The 20110-nt window shown below is 39.6% G+C and carries 22 protein-coding genes; 20 read left to right on the top strand and 2 right to left on the bottom strand.

What is annotated here, in order from left to right:
- Positions 1-63: 63 nt before the first annotated feature.
- The 5 genes from B4U37_RS06945 (at position 64) to clpB (ending at position 4887) form a co-directional block, all read left to right on the top strand.
- On the top strand, positions 64-876 hold the full coding sequence (locus B4U37_RS06945; protein ID WP_088017638.1) for an alpha/beta fold hydrolase: 813 nt from the start codon (positions 64-66) through the stop codon (positions 874-876).
- A complete protein-coding gene (locus tag B4U37_RS06950; RefSeq protein WP_187443787.1) occupies positions 851-1165 on the top strand; it encodes a metal-sulfur cluster assembly factor in 315 nt (104 codons plus the stop codon). Before B4U37_RS06945 ends, B4U37_RS06950 begins: the two co-directional genes overlap by 26 nt.
- Before the next feature lie 34 nt (positions 1166-1199).
- On the top strand, positions 1200-1538 hold the full coding sequence (locus B4U37_RS06955; protein ID WP_088017640.1) for a DsrE family protein: 339 nt from the start codon (positions 1200-1202) through the stop codon (positions 1536-1538).
- 140 nt (positions 1539-1678) lie between these two features.
- Positions 1679-1858, top strand: coding sequence for a YjzC family protein (locus tag B4U37_RS06960; protein ID WP_010192036.1), 180 nt, complete (start codon positions 1679-1681; stop codon positions 1856-1858).
- Between the two features lie 434 nt (positions 1859-2292).
- On the top strand, positions 2293-4887 hold the full coding sequence (gene clpB, locus B4U37_RS06965; protein WP_088017641.1) for an ATP-dependent chaperone ClpB: 2595 nt from the start codon (positions 2293-2295) through the stop codon (positions 4885-4887).
- Between the two features lie 55 nt (positions 4888-4942).
- Here the strand turns inward: clpB and B4U37_RS06970 are convergent, their stop codons facing one another.
- The gene (locus B4U37_RS06970) at positions 4943-5125 is read right to left on the bottom strand and encodes a YjzD family protein (RefSeq protein ID WP_010192034.1); all 183 of its coding nucleotides are present in this window, start codon (positions 5123-5125) and stop codon (positions 4943-4945) included.
- 114 nt (positions 5126-5239) lie between these two features.
- Here B4U37_RS06970 and B4U37_RS21910 point away from each other — a divergent pair, with 114 nt between their 5' ends.
- The 5 genes from B4U37_RS21910 (at position 5240) to B4U37_RS06990 (ending at position 8423) form a co-directional block, all read left to right on the top strand.
- A complete protein-coding gene (locus tag B4U37_RS21910) occupies positions 5240-5377 on the top strand; it encodes a hypothetical protein (RefSeq protein ID WP_157663733.1) in 138 nt (45 codons plus the stop codon).
- A gap of 147 nt (positions 5378-5524) precedes the next feature.
- Positions 5525-6262, top strand: coding sequence for an alpha/beta fold hydrolase (locus B4U37_RS06975; RefSeq protein WP_088017642.1), 738 nt, complete (start codon positions 5525-5527; stop codon positions 6260-6262).
- Positions 6263-6353: 91 nt separating this feature from the next.
- Positions 6354-7124, top strand: coding sequence for an NAD-dependent epimerase/dehydratase family protein (locus tag B4U37_RS06980; protein ID WP_088017643.1), 771 nt, complete (start codon positions 6354-6356; stop codon positions 7122-7124).
- A gap of 141 nt (positions 7125-7265) precedes the next feature.
- Entirely contained in the window at positions 7266-8219 is a 954-nt protein-coding gene (locus B4U37_RS06985; protein ID WP_088017644.1) for a BMP family ABC transporter substrate-binding protein, read from the top strand.
- Positions 8220-8234: 15 nt separating this feature from the next.
- Complete coding sequence (locus B4U37_RS06990; protein WP_088017645.1) at positions 8235-8423, top strand: ComZ family protein; 189 nt, start codon at positions 8235-8237, stop codon at positions 8421-8423.
- 60 nt (positions 8424-8483) lie between these two features.
- On the opposite strand, the gene B4U37_RS06995 is transcribed toward B4U37_RS06990, so the two are convergent.
- Positions 8484-8726: a hypothetical protein gene (locus B4U37_RS06995; RefSeq protein WP_088017646.1), complete on the bottom strand. Its 243-nt coding sequence runs from the start codon at positions 8724-8726 to the stop codon at positions 8484-8486.
- Between the two features lie 208 nt (positions 8727-8934).
- Between B4U37_RS06995 and B4U37_RS07000 the strand changes: the two genes are divergently transcribed.
- The 10 genes from B4U37_RS07000 (at position 8935) to B4U37_RS07050 (ending at position 20049) form a co-directional block, all read left to right on the top strand.
- Positions 8935-9867 (top strand): beta-ketoacyl-ACP synthase III, encoded by a 933-nt coding sequence (locus B4U37_RS07000; protein WP_088017647.1) that lies wholly within the window; start codon positions 8935-8937, stop codon positions 9865-9867.
- 48 nt (positions 9868-9915) lie between these two features.
- On the top strand, positions 9916-11154 hold the full coding sequence (gene fabF, locus B4U37_RS07005; RefSeq protein WP_088020199.1) for a beta-ketoacyl-ACP synthase II: 1239 nt from the start codon (positions 9916-9918) through the stop codon (positions 11152-11154).
- Between the two features lie 534 nt (positions 11155-11688).
- The gene (locus tag B4U37_RS07015; RefSeq protein WP_088017649.1) at positions 11689-12471 is read left to right on the top strand and encodes a DUF2268 domain-containing putative Zn-dependent protease; all 783 of its coding nucleotides are present in this window, start codon (positions 11689-11691) and stop codon (positions 12469-12471) included.
- 430 nt (positions 12472-12901) lie between these two features.
- On the top strand, positions 12902-13882 hold the full coding sequence (locus B4U37_RS07020) for an ABC transporter ATP-binding protein (protein WP_088017650.1): 981 nt from the start codon (positions 12902-12904) through the stop codon (positions 13880-13882).
- Positions 13882-14904 carry an ABC transporter ATP-binding protein gene (locus tag B4U37_RS07025; RefSeq protein WP_088017651.1) on the top strand — a complete coding sequence of 341 codons (1023 nt, stop codon included), beginning with the start codon at positions 13882-13884 and terminating at the stop codon, positions 14902-14904. Before B4U37_RS07020 ends, B4U37_RS07025 begins: the two co-directional genes overlap by 1 nt.
- 108 nt (positions 14905-15012) lie before the next feature.
- Positions 15013-16704, top strand: coding sequence for a peptide-binding protein (locus B4U37_RS07030; RefSeq protein ID WP_088017652.1), 1692 nt, complete (start codon positions 15013-15015; stop codon positions 16702-16704).
- Positions 16705-16943: 239 nt separating this feature from the next.
- Positions 16944-17894, top strand: a complete 951-nt coding sequence (locus B4U37_RS07035; RefSeq protein WP_088017653.1) for an ABC transporter permease — start codon at positions 16944-16946, stop codon at positions 17892-17894.
- A gap of 14 nt (positions 17895-17908) precedes the next feature.
- Positions 17909-18820 carry an oligopeptide ABC transporter permease gene (gene opp4C, locus B4U37_RS07040; protein ID WP_088017654.1) on the top strand — a complete coding sequence of 304 codons (912 nt, stop codon included), beginning with the start codon at positions 17909-17911 and terminating at the stop codon, positions 18818-18820.
- Between the two features lie 152 nt (positions 18821-18972).
- Entirely contained in the window at positions 18973-19200 is a 228-nt protein-coding gene (locus tag B4U37_RS07045; RefSeq protein ID WP_088017655.1) for a YuzI family membrane protein, read from the top strand.
- A gap of 99 nt (positions 19201-19299) precedes the next feature.
- The gene (locus B4U37_RS07050; RefSeq protein ID WP_010192001.1) at positions 19300-20049 is read left to right on the top strand and encodes a YjbA family protein; all 750 of its coding nucleotides are present in this window, start codon (positions 19300-19302) and stop codon (positions 20047-20049) included.
- The last annotated feature ends 61 nt before the right edge of the window (positions 20050-20110 follow it).

Genomic DNA, 20110 nt, shown 5'->3' on the forward strand with positions numbered 1-20110 from the left:
TTAAACTAGACAAGAGTATATTAAATAGGAAAAATGCGGTAAAAATGGACTGGGGGATGTAAGATGATTAATGTCGTCAAGCAGAAGACAGGTGCTGTTTCCTTTCTACATGTATGTGAAGCAGAATCCTTTTCAAATATGAAGCCTACTGTTATCTTTGTACATGGGTTTCAAAGTGTTAAGGAAAATAACCTGCATTATGCCTACCTTTTAGCTGAAAAAGGTTTCCGCGTAATACTTCCTGATTGCATCCATCATGGAGACAGGGACAGCGGTTTGAAGAGTCAACAAATGATGCAGGCATTCTGGGAAATAGTAATCCAAACGATTCATGAAATAGATATTTTAAAGAAACACCTCACCGAATTAGGGTTCGCTAATGAAACGGAAATTGGGGTTGCAGGAACATCCATGGGTGGCATCGTAACATTTGGGGCATTAAGAAAGTATCCTTGGATTAATGCAGCAGTCAGTTTAATGGGTTGTCCAAGCTATCAAGATTTTGCTCGCTACAAAGTGGACAAGTTCCTTGAGGCAGGCTTTGCATTGCCATTTACTGAAGAACAATTGGAATCATACTACGCGAAATTGGAACCATATGACCTGGCAAGCGCTCCATCATCCCTTAACGCGCGGCCGTTGTTATGCTGGCATGGAAAGCGGGACACAGAGGTACCGATTGATCCACTATTGACGTTTGTAAAAGCTAATAAAGGTTATTATAAAAATAAGCCAAACAATATAAAGGTCATCGTGGATGAATATGCAGATCATAAAGTAAGCAGAGAAGGTGTGTTGGCAACAGTGGATTGGTTTGCCGAGCACTTAACACAAAACATAAAGGAGCGATATCATGCAGGAAGCATTAAAAGATAAAGTAATGGAGATTTTGGAGGAAGTAGAAGACCCAGAACTAGGTGTTGACATTGTTAACCTTGGACTAGTGTATGACGTAGAGATCGATGGATCCAATAATGTGGATATTACCATGACATTAACATCCATCGGCTGCCCGCTTGCAGGGGAGATCGTGGAAGATGTCAAAAAGAAGCTAGCACCGGTGGAGGAAATTAATGAAGTAGACGTAAACATTACATTTAACCCGCCTTGGAGCAAGGACCGAATGTCTCGTTTAGCAAAAATAGCATTAAACGTCACAGACTAAAAAAATATTTTAGAGTGGAAGAGGAGAAATGGTCATGAAAAACAAAGTGATACTTGTCAGTTCCAATCAATTAGGTAAAGGTGATGAAGCGTTAGGAGAAGGAGTCCTTGAGACCTTTTTTACGATCCTAAAGCAACGCGAAGATAAACCAGAGGCAATTTTCCTAATGAATACAGGGGTTTACACATTAACAGAGAATTCTCTGGTTTCTGTTCACTTAAAAGAAATTCATGAATCTGGTGTGCCAGTATATGCTTGTAAAACTTGTGTCGACCATTATGAAGTGGAACAGAAGCTCATTAGTGGCGAAATCAGTGGCATGGGACATTTTATTGACCTTGCCTCTAAGCATGAAGTTCTGACGATTGCTTAATAATGGATGACTTGACCTTCTATGGATTGAGACATGAAACAAGACAACTTGGGAACGATAAAAGGGAGATAGTTTCATCTCATTTTAGGTTTCAAGTACAGTCTTAGAATTTTCATGATCTGACTATAGGAGGTAATCGTATGGGACAGAATCAACAATTCAGACCGGGTCAAAAAGCGCCCAATAACGGCATTTATCTTGAAATCGGGGAGACCGGAAGCGGAGTGAAAAATCCTCAGAAAGTAAACCTAAAAGCTGGGGACACTTTTCCCGAAACTTCCAACCACAATCGCCTCTGGGCGAAAAAGCGCCGTCCGTAATTATTAAGTCATCCTCTTTTTATGAGAGGGTGGCTTTTTTGGATAGTAATTAGGGAAACTTTTTCCTGACAACTTCGTAAAAAGTATATGTGGATATTTATTTTGAGTGAAGTTCAGATTTGGGGTAATCTGATGCCCTAAAACAAAAGAAATGAGTGGTTAGAGGTCACCAAAGAGCTATTCTGATGCCCTCAAATAAAAGAAATGGGTAGTTAGGGGGAACCAAAGAGGAGTTTTGATGCCCCCAAACAAAAGAAATGAGTGGTTAGAGGTCACCAAAGAGCTATTCTGATGCCCTCAAACAAAAGAAATGAGTAGATAGGGGTAATCAAAGAGGAGTTTTGATGCCCCCAAACAAAAGAAATGAGTGGTTAGGGGTAACCAAAGAGCCAAAACAACTCACACTTATCTAAATCAAAGGAGTAATCTCAAATATGAACATCAACCAAATGACCACCAAGCTACAAGAAGCCATTGTGATGGCCAAGAGTATGGCGGAAAAGATGAATCATCAGCAAATTGAACATGAACACCTACTTCTTGCGTTGCTTCAACAGTATGAAGGGCTGACAGAAAGAGTCCTCCAAAAGCTGAAAATAGATACTCAAGCGTTCCAACTCGACCTTAAGACCCTACTTAAATCAAAAACTGAAGTATCCGGTGCAACTAGCGACGCCTATATAAGCTATCAACTGAACCAAACGTTCAAAAAAGCCGATGAGTGGAAATCTGAATGGGAAGATGATTATCTCTCCATCGAACATATACTTCTTGCTCTATTCCACCAGAAAAGCACAACTTATCAGTTGAAAAAGTTAAGCGATACCTACTCTCTCAATGAAGCACGCTTAAAACAAGCCATCCAAGAAATAAGGGGGAATCAACGAGTGACTTCCAAAGAACCAGAGTCTACATATGAAGCGTTAAGAAAATATGGAAGAGATTTAATTGAAGAAGTAAAAAGCGGGAAACTGGATCCTGTAATTGGACGTGATCAAGAAATACGCAGGGTCATCAGAATTCTTTCCAGAAAAACAAAAAATAACCCGGTCCTTATCGGAGAACCGGGTGTGGGGAAAACAGCAATAGTGGAAGGCCTCGCGCAGCGTATCGTGAGAAAAGACGTTCCAGATGGCTTGAAGGATAAAACCATATTCTCCTTGGACCTTAGCTCACTTGTTGCGGGCGCTAAATACAGAGGGGAGTTTGAAGAACGCCTCAAAGCGGTACTCCATGAAATCAAAAAGAGCGACGGGCAGATTCTGCTTTTTATCGATGAACTGCACACGATAGTTGGTGCCGGTAAAACGGAAGGTTCCATGGATGCCGGCAATATGCTAAAACCGATGCTAGCCCGGGGTGAATTACATTGTATAGGTGCCACCACCTTAAATGAGCATCGCCAATATATTGAAAAGGACCCAGCGTTAGAGCGCCGTTTTCAACAGGTTCTTGTCCAAGAACCTACAGTGGAGGACACCATCTCCATTTTACGTGGACTTAAAGAACGTTTTGAAATACATCATGGGGTCAATATCCACGACAGGGCCATCGTTTCCGCGGCAGTATTATCAAATCGTTATATATCTGAACGCTTTTTACCAGACAAGGCAATTGACCTGGTGGATGAAGCTTGTGCCATGATTCGGACTGAAATAGACTCCATGCCATCTGAACTTGATGAAGTGACGAGAAGGGTCATGCAACTTGAAATTGAGGAAGCGGCCCTAAAGCAAGAAAAGGACCAGGCGAGCATGGAGAGGCTCACCCAACTTCAGCAGGAATTAGCAAACTTAAAAGAGAGTGCTTCGGCAATGAAAGCACAATGGCAGCTGGAGAAGGATGATATCCAGTTAGTCAGAGTCAAACGAGAAGAACTGGAGAAATCCAAACGCGACTTGGAGACCGCTGAAAATAATTATGATCTGAACAAAGCTGCAGAACTGAGACATGGAAAAATACCTAGTCTGGAAAAAGAACTGCTGCAACTAGAGGAAAAAGCCAAACAGAAGAAGGAATCAAACCAACTTCTTAGAGAAGAAGTGACTGAAGAAGAGATAGCCGGTATTGTGGCTAAGTGGACAGGCATTCCTGTTACCAGGCTTGTGGAAGGGGAAAGAGAAAAATTATTAAAATTGGAGGAAATCCTTCATGAACGGGTAGTCGGTCAAGAAGAAGCTGTCCAGCTTGTATCGGAAGCTGTCATTCGGGCAAGAGCTGGAATTAAGGATCCAAACCGTCCCATTGGCTCTTTCATATTCCTTGGTCCTACTGGGGTAGGGAAGACGGAGCTTGCCAGAGCACTTGCACAATCGCTATTTGATAGTGAAGAGCAAATTATCCGCATTGATATGTCAGAGTATATGGAAAAACATGCGGTTTCAAGATTAATCGGCGCACCTCCAGGCTATGTGGGCTATGAAGAAGGTGGCCAATTGACAGAAGCAGTCAGAAGGAAGCCTTATTCTGTCGTCCTTCTAGACGAAGTAGAAAAAGCTCACCCTGAAGTTTTCAATATTCTGCTGCAAATGTTGGATGACGGACGGATTACAGATTCACAAGGAAAAACAGTTGATTTCAAAAACACAGTCATCATCATGACCTCAAATATCGGTTCTCATATTTTGTTGGAACATGCAGGGGAAGTGCTGACAGAGGATACCAAGGAAAAAGTTATTCAGCAACTCCGGAGCCACTTCAGACCTGAATTGTTAAACCGAATCGATGACACGGTCATCTTTTCTCCTTTATCCAAAAATGAAATTGGATTAATTGTAGAAAAGTTGATAAAAGATCTGCAAAAGCGACTGGAGGATAAGCATTTAACATTAGCCCTGTCAGAAGAAGCAAAGCGCTTCATTGCCGACAGTGCCTATGATCCGGTTTTCGGAGCAAGACCATTAAAAAGGTTTATCCAAAAACATATCGAGACTTTAATTGCGAAAGAAATAATAAAAGGGAGCATCCAAGATTTTCAAGAAATATTTATTGAAGTAGAAGAAGGAAAACTCGTTATCAATGACAAATAATATTAAGGACAAAAAAAGAACTTGTCTCTGGGAGCAAGTTCTTTTTTTACAGCTATTAGTGCTTTTCTACCGGTTCGTTTGGTAACGCTTCCCCGATTAGCATCACTAATACAGCGAAAACGACCGCAATGATTGAAGCTAATACGTAGTTATATGTATCACCCTGCATGTTAGCTACAACATAAGAAACCATGTTTATAAGAAGAAGTGACCAGAAAATAGTCCAAAATGCGCGCATTGTGACTCCCCCTCCATTTCATTATTTCAAAGCTCATTCAGAGGATATTTTACCACAAACGCGGCATATAATAAATGTAAATATGTTTAACTTAGTCGAAAAAGGGGTTGTTAAATGGTGAATAGTAATGAAAAACTTCTTGAACTGAAATTGTTGTTAGATCAAGAGGGGAGTAATTTAACGGAGTTGGGTCAACGTACTTTGGAGAATTTAAGAGAAGAGCTTCAATATGATGAAGTGGGAAGGGATTAGGTTTTAGCACCTTCCTTTTTCTTTTTTTTAGGTTGCGTTTTATCATTTTTATCTTTGAAAAGTGGCCTTTTGACTCTGTCATAACAGAACTTTTCTACATAGCATACGATATATAAGTTTGGGATGAGTGGGGGGTAGATGAGTCGGATGAGCTTAAATCAACGTTTCTTTCAAATGGGCGGTCAATGGAATGCAGTACATGTGCCAGAAAAACCGAACGGTTTCGGCTGTCTAATCATTGGAGATACCAACCATTTTGTTGATGAACATAATAGCCTGTGGTTGCAGCATATCGGGCGTAATAAAATTGTGGAAGAAATACTGAAATGTGGATACACCTTGTTTTATTCCAACCTTTATGGGGCTCATTGGGGTAGCGGTCAATCTGTGCTTCAAGCTAAACAGCTATATCATATCATCATGAAACAGGAAATCCTAAATGATAAGATTCATATCATAGCAGAAGGGATGGGTGCGTTAACAGCTTTGCAACTAATGGAAGAGTTAAAGGAACAAATCCGATCTGTTGCACTCATTAATCCATGCATGGACTTAAAAGCACAACTCGCACAGGAAAAAGACAGAAAGTTTTTCTATAAAAAGGTGAAAAACGAAATCGCTAAGGCCTATAACGTACCGGTTAATGAACTTGATGCATATCAAGATCTTCCTGAACTAGCCCAGTTTCAACAATGTTCCATACCGGTGAAAATCTGGCAAACCACCACCAATTTTACGTTCGATCCCAATCTTCACTGCAAGAAATATGAGGAGTTGCGCTCAGATCATTCACCAATCACAGTTGCCTATCATCTTGTTGAAAAACGATATTCATACGGTCCATCCATATGCCAGTTCTTCAAGAAATATGAACAAGAATTATAAAAAGTCCCATTCCGCACATATGGAATCGGGACTATAATTTTGTTTTTTTGCATATGGATACAGTATCAATAAAGATGGGTGGAATAATAAAATGATGAAAAATGCAGTGGTCCTTGGAGCCACCACACAAGTTGGTTTCGCTCTTTGTCAATATCTGATTGATAAAGAAGTAGACGTTACAGGAGTGGTATGGTCGGAGAAAATGGATGGAAAATCAGAAGAGATGTTAATGGAGATTGGACGCAACGCTTTTTTTAGTTCTCAATCGGAACGTTTTTTCAACCAAAGCATAGATGCCGTATTTTATTGTCTGGACGAGATAGATAACTTGGATGAGACAGAACAAAAACAATATGTCGATCTAGCAGAACATGCAAAGAAACTTGTATTTATCTCTTCTTACCGCAAATTTGGATGGAACAGAGAATTTAGACAACAGGTAATGAGTAAATTATCAGGTAGCCAAGACCAAGCCTATTGTGCCATATATTTGCCGATGGTTTATGGTCCATGGCAGCATGAAGAGGAATCGGTCCACAAAAGGTTACTAGAAGAATTAGAGCAAAAAGAATCTGTTCCGATGGCAATCAAAGAACATGATGTTTTGTTTGTGGAAGATGTTTCAGAAGCTATCTATAACTTTTTAATCCGTAATGAAGACGTGAAGGAAGTTCTTTTTGAGAATGATAATTCAAAGGCATTGGAAGAATTAATAAAAGAGTTAAACTTAACCTGTCTAACTATTGTTGAACCGGAGGAAGTAAAGAAGCTCACAAAATACAAAGTGCCACAACACCATACAATAAAAGAAGGTATTCAAGCACAAAGGGATCAGTTGAATCAGAGGTTGAAAATCGATTAATAGAGAACAGCCCCTCCATTCCATGCATTTTAACAGAATATTAACTTTTCCTTTATCATTAAAGCATGTACAATATAGGAGGAAGATCTTGAAACAGAAATAGAGGGGCAATCCTTTTAGGCACTAGGGGGTGGTACTTACATGAAAAAATCATTAATGGTAGTCATACTATTTATTCTTTTATTAACTGCATGTGGACAAACTACTCCTGAAAGCGGAGATCAAAAGGTCGGCTTGTTGGTCCCTGATACGATAAGTGATCAAGTATGGGGAACAAAAGGCTATAAAGGGCTGTTGCGGATTCAAACGGAATATGACCTGGATGTATATTATAAAGAAGGCATACATACTGCTACATCGATTAAAGATGCGGTGAAAGAGTTTGATAAAGACGAAGTTACCTTGGTATTTGGGCATGGCAGCGAATATGCTCAGACATTCAATGAGATATCATCTGATTATCCTGACATCCATTTTGTATGTTTTAATTCCCAAGTACAAGGGGACAATGTAACAAGTTTGAATTTTGAAGCACATGCCATGGGCTTTTTCGGTGGAATGGTAGCTGGCCATATGACGGAGACTAATACTATTGGAATTTTAGCCGCATTTGAATGGCAGCCTGAAGTGGACGGATTCTTCGAAGGGGCATTATATGAAAATCCCGATGCTGAAATTATAATAGAGTACACTCAAGACTGGAATGATCCTGATAAGGCATTGGAAGTGCTTGACAGTATGATCGATCAAGAGGTGGATGTTGTGTATCCTGCTGGTGACGGATATAATGTACCTGTCATCAATAGTCTAAAGGAACAAGGGCTCTATGCGGTAGGATTCGTCTCTGATCAGTCCGACTTAGGAGAGAATACTGTACTTACCAGTACCATACAGCATGTCCCTGCCTTGTATGAATTGGTAGCCAGTCGTTTCTTTGCAGGGGAATTAGAATCTGGTAACCTTTCCTTCGATTTTAAAGATGATGTCATATCACTCGGGACATTCAGTCCGCTAGTAAGCGAGGAATACCAGGCTAGCATTAATCAACAAATCGAGGATTATAAGTCTACCGGTTTATTACCAAACGAAAAATAGAAAGTAGGTTCGAATATGGAACAAGATAGAACGATGCAATATATGGCCATAGCCATGAAATATTTACCAGAAGCAAAACAAATGCTTGATGAAACAGGATTAGAGTTAGAGCCTCAACATATTCAACCACTTGTCTCGTTACTGACAAAAGTGATGGATGAAGCATATGAGCTCGGAAAACAAAATGCGTTAGATTTAGAATAAAATAAGGACTATCCAGGGGAGATTTGCTGGATAGTCCTTTTTATGTTCATCTTGAATGGATTACTTCTTGAAATAATCCAATATTGGAGAAAATTCCTTAATCATCGGTTTCAGTTTATTGACTGATTCCATAATGGAGTCTACCTGCTCCATAAGTGCGTAATATTCATCTCCAACCTTTTTTTCAGAAGCACTTTCTGTTTTATCTTCGGCTGGTTGTCTTCTAGGTTGAACTCCAAACATCATTCTAGTGAATGGATCTACTTCCACTTCGTTGTCCACCTTCTTTTGTTCTTCACTCATGATTTTCACCTCACCTAATCAGCATTTATCCCCTCTGAAAATATAGTATGCCGTCTAATTTAAATGGGATAGGCATTGGTCCAAATGCTTCCCTTCCATGCAAAATAGGCATTTATGTATTGTCAATCCGGATAGAATACGTTAAAATTAGTACCAAGTCATAATAATTGATAATAAAAGTCCAATAAGAGAGTTAGGTGTTTTATCGGTGAATGCAGGGATACTAGGAATCGGTAGATATGTACCTGAAAAAATATTAACCAATGCAGATTTAGAAAAAATGGTCGATACGACAGATGAATGGATAAAAACAAGAACAGGTATAGAAGAACGAAGAATTGCAACAGACGATGTAGATACATCTCACATGGCATATTATGCAGCAGAAAAAGCACTGAAAGATGCAGGAATTACAGCAGAAGAACTTGACATGATCATCGTCGCTACTGTAACACCTGATAATCCTTTCCCAAGCGTTGCTTGCATGATTCAGGAACGACTAGGTGCCAAAAAGGCATGCGCCTTTGATATGAGTGCAGCATGTGCAGGATTTATGTACGGAATCATCACAGCAAAACAATTTGTAGAAGCAGGAACATATAAGCATGTTCTAGTAGTAGGTGTAGAAAAACTGTCCAAGATTGTGGACTGGGAAGACCGTAACACGGCAGTCTTATTTGGTGACGGGGCAGGAGCGACTGTAATTGGACCGGTTTCAGAAGGTAGAGGAATTTTATCTTTCGAACTTGGCGCAGACGGTACGGGATCGAAACATTTATATCAAGATGAAACCATTGTAATGAATGGCCGCGAAGTATTTAAATTTGCGGTTCGTCAAATGGGTGAATCAGCTGTAAATGTATTAGAAAAAGCCGGTTTATCAAAAGAAGATGTGGATTTTCTTATTCCTCATCAAGCAAACATTCGAATCATGGAAGCAGCAAGGGAAAGACTGGGCCTTCCACTGGAAAAGATGTCAATGACCGTGCAGAAATACGGAAACACATCGGCTGCCTCTATACCGATCTCCATAGTGGAAGAAATAGAAAAAGGAAATATACATGACGATGATTTAGTGGTTATGGTAGGATTTGGTGGAGGATTAACTTGGGGAGCAATCGCCATTAGATGGGGAAGATAATAAATAATAATAGGATACAACGGTGGAAGGAGCAGGACAATTATGCAAATGCCTAAAAAACGAGTAGTAGTAACTGGCCTTGGAGCAGTGACTCCAATTGGATTAAATGTAAATGAGGCGTGGGAAAATGCCATTAAGGGAGTTTCTGGTGTAGGACCGCTTACAAGAGTGGATAGTGAAAAATTCCCGGCAAAAGTGGCTGCAGAAATCACAAACTTTAATCCAGAAGATTATATGGATAAAAAAGAAGCGAGAAGAATGGATCGCTTTACTCAATACGCTATCGCAGCTTCTTTTATGGCTGTTAAGGATGCAAATTTGGACATTACAGATGAAATGGCTCCTAGAGTTGGTGTTTGGGTAGGTTCCGGAATTGGTGGAATGGAGACCTTTGAACAACAATATAAAACGTTTTTGGAAAAAGGCGCACGTCGTGTAAGCCCGTTTTTCGTTCCAATGATGATTCCAGATATGGCTACAGGTCAAATCAGTATCGCACTTGGGGCAAAAGGTGTGAACTCTTGTACGGTAACAGCCTGTGCGACAGGTACAAACTCCATTGGAGATGCATTCAAAGTCATCCAACGCGGTGATGCAGACGTTATGATTTCAGGAGGAACCGAAGCGCCACTGACTGAAATGTCCTTTGCAGGATTCAGTTCAGCAAAAGCATTATCCATGAATCCAGATCCAAAAACGGCGAGCAGACCATTTGATGCAAACCGCGACGGCTTTGTCATGGGTGAAGGAGCAGGGATTGTCGTATTGGAAGAGCTTGAACATGCTTTGGCACGCGGCGCTCGCATTTATGCTGAAATTGTTGGATACGGCGCAACAGGTGATGCCCACCACATCACAGCACCTGCCCCAGGCGGTGAAGGCGGTGTTCGTGCGATGAGAATGGCGATTGAAGATGCCGGCCTTCAACCAGGTGATATTGATTATATTAATGCGCATGGAACAAGCACAGAATATAATGACAAGTTTGAAACACTTGCTATTAAAGAAGTGCTTGGCGCACATGCGAGCGATGTAGCTATTAGCTCGACAAAATCCATGACAGGTCACTTGCTTGGAGCGGCAGGTGGGGTGGAAGCGATTTTCACAATTAAAGCCATTGAAAACGCCGTTATACCGCCAACCATCAATCTAGATACACCAGATCCAGAATGTGATCTTGATTATGTACCGAACGAAGCAAGGCACAAAGAAGTCAAAGCTGCAATGAGCAACTCACTTGGCTTTGGCGGACACAACGCAACGATCGTGTTTAAGAAATACGAATAATTCATATGAGCCGTAAGAAGTGTATTATGCTTCTTGCGGCTTTTTGCGTTTTTAAAGATACTTTGATTTGAGGATTTTTTGAAAATATAGGAATAAGAAAGTCTGTAATTCGGTTGATTTCCGTTCCAAGCGCTTCGCTTGCCTGCGGGCAGTACGGGAGCCTCCTCGGCTCGCCTGCGGGGTCTCCCCTGTCCCTTCCTCCCGCGGGCGTCTGCGCGCCTTCCACTTCAATCAACAAGATTACTTCATTCTAGTAAGGGGTTATGAAAATCATTAAGTTTAGAATTTAGTAGCTGCTTTGTATATTGGGGTATAAAGACATGCTGGAGTGAAGAAGCTGTTCAGCGAGGTCTTTACATGGTGTATTAAGACATGCTGGAGTGAAAAAGCCGTCCAGCAAGGTCTTAAAACATTCTAGGTCAGGCATCTAAATTCTAAATTCAACTCAATCCTACTTCCCATCCGACCCACCTCACCAATCCCTCCTCCTCATCATACAATGACATCAAAAAGCAAAGAAAAGGGCTGTAGAACATGAGTATTATTCATACGGATAGATGGTTGGAAGAGGACTATCACCAGCCATTGAACATTTCCAAGAAATTGCTGAAGTACTTTGAGGACGTAACTGCAGCGGAACTTTATGACTATCTGATTATGCATGGGATGTATCGACCGGTTAGGGATGGAAAGGGTACGGTTGAAAAACTGAAGACATTGGATTGCTGGAATATTGTCTTGGCGGAATGGAAACGGCTAAAGAAACTTTGGAATGGACCAGACATCCCAATTTTCATCTTTCCTTCTGACAAATACAATAACCAAATAAAAAGGGATTTCAAAGGAAAAGCAGGGGTAGCATTCAAAGATAAATTGTTTTTATTTCTACCTGAGGATATTGAAGTAAATGAAATGAAAGCGTTGCTGACTCATGAATATAACCATATTTGTGTACTCTCCAAAAACAACAGAAAAGATGATCAGTATACGCTTTTAGATTCTGTACTAATTGAAGGGCTTGCCGAAAGTGCGGTAAAAAGCGTAGTAGGAAAGGAATATACCTCTAGCTGGACTTCTTACTACACAGATAAAGAACTTGAAACCTTCCTAAACAATTTTATAATCCCGAATAAAGAGGTGAAAAAGAGCGAAAAGGATCATATGAAACTGCTATATGGAAAAGGATTTTACCCCAAAATGCTTGGTTATTGTGTGGGATATTACCTTATTCAGAAAATATTAAAAGAGAAGAAAATTACCTATCGAGCATTAATGTCAAAGAGCCTTTCTGAGATAGCAAAGCTATCATTTGAATAATTCTTTGAGGAATAGGAGAAAATTAACAAAAAACAAAAAATCTAGCAAAAAAAGCTAGTTTTTTTGTTTTTTTTTGTATATAATCAGTTTTTGTAGAAGATTGCTACAAGTTTTAATTAAAAAAATTTTTAGTTTATTTTCAAAATAAGCTTGAACTTGTAACGGAATTGTAATAATATACAAACAGACGATAATTATTTTCCGATAATTTAGTTTTTACAGTTAATTTTGAGTAAAAAGACTGAAGATTTTGTAATAAACAGCATGGAAAATCTATAATGGCAATCTTTGAATAGATTAATAGCTAGTAGTTTTGTAAATTTGTAATATAAAGATTAAGAATTAGTTAAATTTTTCTAGGTTCTCTATATTACATATTTAGACATCATACAGACCATGCATCGAAAGAAAAAAGGATGGTGAAGGCTAAATGTCAGCTTTATTAGAAGTGAGAAACCTAAAAACTCACTTTTTCAGAAAAAAGCAAGCTATTCCAGCTGTAGATGGTGTAGATATCTCCATTAAAAAAGGAGAGACTGTAGCACTCGTTGGAGAATCAGGATCTGGTAAATCTATTACTTCCCTATCTATTATGGGACTTGTTCCTAGCCCAGGAGGGAAAATCGTTGATGGAGAAATTCTATTCGACGGACAGGATCTTGTGAAACTGACAGAAAACCAATTATGTAAAGTTCGCGGAAATGATATTTCCATGATCTTTCAGGAACCAATGACATCATTGAATCCGGTTTTAACAATCGGTGAGCAAATTACAGAAGTATTAATACTTCATCAAAAAATGTCAAAAACAGCAGCAATGAAAAAAGCGATTGAAATGCTAGAAGTTGTAGGATTTTCAAGAGCGGCTGAAATTGTCAATGATTATCCGCACCGTCTTTCAGGTGGTATGAGACAAAGGGTAATGATCGCAATGGCGATGAGTTGTAATCCAAAGTTATTAATTGCGGATGAGCCAACAACAGCGCTAGATGTTACCATCCAAGCTCAAATACTAGATTTAATGAAAGACCTTAGCCATAAATTTGACACTTCCATCTTGTTAATAACGCATGACTTAGGGGTTGTATCAGAAGTAGCTGATAGAGTAGTAGTTATGTATTGTGGTCAAGTGGTAGAAGAAGCGTCAGTTGACGATTTGTTCGAAGAGCCGCTACACCCATACACAAATGGTTTGATGGGGTCCATACCTGATATTGAAGAAGACATTTCTCGACTTCAATCTATCGATGGTAACGTTCCACCGCCAACCAATCTACCACAGGGCTGTCGTTTTGCCCCGCGCTGTCCAAAAGCATTCGATCGTTGTCACAGCGAAATTCCTGAACTTCTTCAGCGAAGTGGAAATCGCTCCGTTCGATGCTTCTTATACGAAGGCGAGGAGGCGAAATAATGACTGCAACCGAGATTAAATCAGAAAAAATTTTAACGGAAACAAGTTCTGATAATATCCTTGAAGTAAGAGGGTTAAAGAAATATTTCCCAATTAAAGCAGGGTTATTACAAAGACATGTAGGGGATGTAAAAGCTGTTGATGACCTAAACTTTTACATTAAAAAAGGTGAAACATTAGGCCTTGTTGGTGAATCTGGATGTGGAAAATCCACAACAGGAAGAACCATCATCAGACTATACGAACCTACAGAAGGAAACATCATATTCAAGGGAAGAGATATTGCGACAATGAGTGAAAGCGAACTAAGAAGGACTGTTCGTAAAGATATTCAAATGGTCTTCCAAGACCCGTTCGCTACTCTAAACCCAAGAAAAACTTTAAGATCAATCCTAAAAGAACCATATAACACGCACAACTTGTTCACTAAAAAAGAGCGAGAAGAAAAAGTGCAGGAACTACTGGCGAAAGTTGGATTAGATCCAAGTTTTATCAACCGTTACCCACATGAGTTTTCCGGCGGACAACGTCAACGTATCGGGATTGCCAGAGCACTTGCACTAAACCCGGAATTGATTATTGCGGATGAAGCAGTATCTGCACTGGATGTATCTATACAAGCCCAAATCATTAACCTTATGCAAGACCTTCAGAAAGAAATGGGACTCTCTTACATCTTCATTTCGCATGATTTAAGTGTAGTTCGTCATATTAGTGACAGGGTCGGCGTAATGTATTTAGGGCGGATGATGGAACTAGCTACCAAGCAAGATTTATATAGTGAACCTCTACATCCTTATACGCAAGCATTACTATCTGCTGTACCTTCCACTCGTCGCAAAGGGCAAGTGAAGAGAGAGCGAATCGTTCTGAAGGGTGAATTACCAAGTCCGGCTAACCCGCCGACTGGTTGTGTATTCCATACGCGCTGCCCGGCAGCAATGGATGTTTGTAAGCAAATTGTTCCTCAATTCAAAGAGGTTAAACCAGATCATTTTGTTGCTTGTCACCTATACGAATAGGTGGCAAGTACATAAAATATATACCCTTTGAAAGGGGGAGATAATCCAACAGTTAACTTTCTTTACCTTTCATTTTCAGAACATTAAAAAATTTTAGGGGGAGTAAACGTGAAACAAAAATCATTACTACTTATCGTTTTGACGTTAGTTCTGTCCTTGTTCCTTGCTGCTTGTAGCGGATCGAACAATGCAGGTACAAACACTAACAACACAAACAATGCACCAGCTGGGGAAAACAATGAAGAGCCGGCTGAAGAAGATGAGGAAGCTACAACTGAACCTGTTCAAGGTGGAGATCTTGTAATTGGTTCTACTGGTAGCCCTACAATGTTCAACCCGCTTTACTCTGCAGATACTGCAAGTTCTGCAATTGAAGGTTTCATTTTTGACGGATTATTAACTAGTGATACTGCTTTTGAAACTCAATTAAACATGGCTGAAAGCTGGGATATCTCTGAAGATGACCTAGTTCACACGCTAAAAATCAAAGACGGCATCAAGTTCCACGATGGTGAAACTTTAAATGCTGATGACGTTGTCTTCACTCTAAGCATTCCTTTAAGCGAAGACTATGATGGGCCTCGTGCAGGTTACTTCGAAAAAATCGAGTCTGTTGAGAAAGTTGACGACTTAACTGTAAAAGTAACTCTTAACGCTGTAGATCCAACGATCCACATCGCTTTAGGTTACCCAATCCTTCCTGAGCACGTTTTAGGAGAAGTTCCAGTTGCTGAACTTGGTGAGTACACTGAATTCAACACGAAAAACCCTATCGGAGCTGGTCCATTCAAGTTCGAATCTTGGGAAGATGGACAATTTGTTAAAGTTGTAGCAAATGATGACTACTGGAATGGTCGTCCATACTTAGACTCTTTAACTTACCGTATTATTCCTGATGCAGATGCATTAATGACTGCATTAGCTGCTGGTGATATTCATTACTACACAGTTCCTGCAACAGATATTGCAACTGTTAAAGAGTGGGAAGCTAACGGTCAATTAAAAGTAGAATCTGGTTTAGCACTATCTTACACTTACCTAGGATATAACCTACGTAACCCATTATTTGAAGACAAAAAAGTACGTCAAGCGTTAACTCACGCTCTTGACCGTGAACTAATCGTTGAGTCTGTAATGAACGGTGACGGTGAAGTTGCTGATGTTCCTGAGTCTCCACTTAGCTGGGCTTATGACGAAGATGTACCTCGCTTTGAGTACGATGTAGAAAAAGCAAAAGCAATGCTTGAAGAAGCTGGATGGACTCCAGGTGCTGACGGAACTCTTGAAAAAGACGGTCAGAAATTTGAGTTCACTTTAAAAACAAACCAAGGTAACAAAGTTCGTGAAGATATCGCTGTAGTAGTTCAAGAACAGTTCGCTGAACTTGGAATCAAAGTTACTCCAGATATCATGGAATGGTCTGCATTCTTGGCTGACATCGATCCTCCAAAATGGAACTTCGATGCTATCATCCTAGGATGGGCTCTATCTACAGATCCAGATCCAAGTGGAATCTTCCACTCTAAAGAAATCGAAGAAGGTTTGAACTTTGTTGGATGGTCTAACCCAGATGCTGATAAGCTAATGGACGAAGCTAACCTAACAATGGATCGTGACGAGCGTGCAGCTAAGATCCAAGAAATCAACAGAATCATTGCTGAAGAGCAACCATACACTTTCTTATACTATCCAAATGCACACCATGCAATGCCTACTAACCTAGAAGGCACAGAATTCCATGCAAGAGATGAATTCTACAAAATCAATGAGTGGTGGTTAAACCCGAACACTGAGAACTAATTTAACCTCCGTAAAAGGTAGAAGAGAGGGAGGGGAGTTTCCCTTCCTTCTTTTTTACTGAAATGAATTACTTTGATACTATTTCCACGGAACGGAAGTATACAGTTTGAACCTATCAAACTTGTATTTCTTTAAACTTGAACACTTTACTGTACAACGTCGCAAAATGTACAGTATTAAAATAAAAAAACACGTTTACTTCACCTTCCTAAAGTAAAGACAGAAAAGGAGAATCAGCTATGATCTCATATATCATCCGCCGTTCTTTAATGGCGATTCCCCTATTATTCGGTATTACAGTATTATCCTTTGCCATTATCCAAATGGCACCAGGTGGTCCTACCTCTCTAATGATGGATCCGAATATTAGCAGTGAAGATATGAAAAAGTATGAAGAGCGATATGGTTTAAATGATCCAATACACGAGCAATATTTTACATGGGTATCAAACATGGCGACAGGGGATTTTGGTGAGTCATTAATTCGTCGTGGAGTGCCTGTAAGTGAAATGATTATGAACCGCCTGCCTAATACATTATTATTAATGATTGTTTCAACTGTATTGGCAGTAATTGTAGCAATTCCGTTTGGAGTTATTTCCGCTAGAAAACAGTACAGTCTTACTGATTATACTGTTACAGTTACATCCTTCCTTGGTCTGGCAACACCTAACTTCTGGATAGGTTTAGTTCTTATCATGGTATTTGCTGTCCAACTCCAATGGCTGCCAACCGGTGGGGTGGCAACCTTGAATGCTGAATTCAGTATTCTTGATCGAATACATCACTTAATATTGCCTGCATTCGTATTAGCAACTGCCGATATGGCAGGTCTAACGAGATATACACGTTCTAGTATGCTAGAGGTGTTAAAGCAAGATTATATGCGTACAGCAAGAGCAAAAGGATTAAAAGAAAACAAAGTAACATACAAACACGGTTTACGTAATGGATTAATTCCAGTAATTACGATATTTGGTTTAATGCTACCCGGTTTCATTGGGGGATCGGTTATTGTTGAAAAGATTTTTGCTTGGCCTGGTATTGGATTGTTATTCTTTGATTCCGCATTCCAGCGTGACTATCCAGTAATCATGGCACTAACAGTTATCTCAGCGGTCTTTGTAGTTATCGGAAACTTAGTTGCCGATATCCTATATGCAATTTTTGACCCGAGAATTGAGTATTAGAAGGGGGAACATCGATGCAAACTCAACCATCAACTCAACCAACTAATCAATCGTTAAACCCCAATATTAAGAAAAAACCTGATACATTAACGAAAATAACGATTAGTAAATTCATGAAGAATAAACTTGCTGTTATCGGGGCAGTACTTCTCTTCATAGTTATAACATTAGCACTATTTGCACCGCTTATTGCTCAGTTTGAACCGCAAAAGCAGAGCTTATTGAACAAATTACAAACTCCAGGAGGAGAACATTGGCTTGGAACGGACAGATACGGTCGTGATGTATTTGCACGTATCCTGTTTGGAGCAAGGGTATCACTACTAGTTGGATTTGCGTCTGTAGCAGGTTCCATTACAATTGGAACAGTTATTGGTGCGGTTGCCGGTTATTTTGGAGGGAAAATTGATGCTGTTCTAATGCGTATCGTAGACGTTATCATTTCCATTCCAACTATTTTCTTGCTAATAACATTGGTTACAATCTTCCAACCAGGTGTGGACAAGCTAATCTTGATTTTCGCTTTAACTGGATGGACGTTTACAGCACGTCTTGTGCGTGGAGAGTTCTTATCACTTCGTACACGTGAATTCGTTCTTGCTTCCAAGACAATTGGAACAAGAAGTCATACAATCATCTTCTCTCATATCCTACCAAATGCGATGGGACCCATCATCGTATCTGCAACATTAGGTGTAGGAGGAGTTATCTTGGCAGAATCCGCTTTAAGTTACTTAGGTTTAGGGATTCAACCGCCAACACCAAGTTGGGGGAACATGCTGCAGGATGCGCAAAACTTTACTATCATGTTAAAACACTGGTGGTATCCGTTATTTCCTGGGTTAATGATTTTAATAACAGTGTTAAGTTTCAACTTTGTTGGAGATGGATTACGTGATGCACTTGATCCAAAAACACTTGACTAGAAAAGCTGAGAGCCGATCTCGGCTTTTCTTTTTGCCTATTTTTTGTTGAACTTGTCATTATTTTATGGTCATGTCATAAAATGATAATAATAGTTTGGACAAGGAGACATTATTATGCTCATAAATAGAAAATATTTTGTGAGAGAAGGCTGATGGTCAAGGGGATTCTTTTTGTCACCGGGTTTGGAATCTCAGTTGTTGGCGGAATTAGTATAGTGGCATACATGAATTTATTTGCAACAGGATTAAGTTTGATGGAGTTCTTATTTTTTCTGCTTTCCAGGCCAGAATGCTATCTTTTACCTATCGGTATGATTCTGGTTGCATTCAGCATCTATTTATCTGGCAACCCAAATCCCTCCTTTCGGGACAAAGAGTAGACTTATGGAAAATTAATTGGGTATTTTGGAATAATTATGCACTTCACTGTTCATACTGTTGGATAAATAAAAGAGTAGATGTGAAGTGAGGGGTATGATATGTTGTATCTTCATGACGTATGGGTAAATTGGTTTGAAGGAGAAGAAAACGGTTATAATGTTTGTCATTTTCATGAGTGGAGGAAGGACGATAGTGTAGAATTATTGGATCAAGTTCCTCTATTGAAAGTAGATTCTGTTTTGTTTCATTATATTGAAAACGACCTCCAAGAGCTGCCTTCATCTTTGCTAGAAGATATTTTTCAAAAAAGCTACATTCGCAAAAACCATGAGAGAATTCAACTGGACTACTGCTTTGTTGTTACAGATGGACAAGGAATATTGGCTGTAGATACGATCGGTTATAATATTCCAATTCGCAAAAGCAGACTGATTCCAAGGCAAGAACAATTAGTATATGATATGGTAGAAAACCATGATTATGAAAAGTATTCATTCTCGCCAACTAGCAAATCGCAAAAAGATTATCACATTTTATCCCCATCACCAGAAATAATGAACGGTTTGACTAGAAAAGAAAGACAGTTGAAGCAACTCCTTTTTATGGCATTGGATCAATTAAGGTCTACTTGCAATGTTGCTGAAATTAGATATTGGTATACAGAATGGAATCCTATTCATTATCGAGAAATTCAGTCAATGAGTTTTGAGGAAGTGTGGTCACAATTACTTGAGGAGACAAGGGATGGTTGGTCTGAAAAACATCAGACATTTTGTGAACATTTGGTAAAAGGTCAGCCGTTTTTTGAGAAGTTGTGGGAGTTGGAGCAACACCCGAAAGTTAATTAACTGTCGAATATTTCCGAGGAAAGAAAAAAGCTGTCAGAGATTTGCACTGACAGCTTTTTTT

The sequence above is a fragment of the Sutcliffiella horikoshii genome (assembly GCF_002157855.1).
GTDB lineage: Bacteria > Bacillota > Bacilli > Bacillales > Bacillaceae_I > Sutcliffiella_A > Sutcliffiella_A horikoshii_C.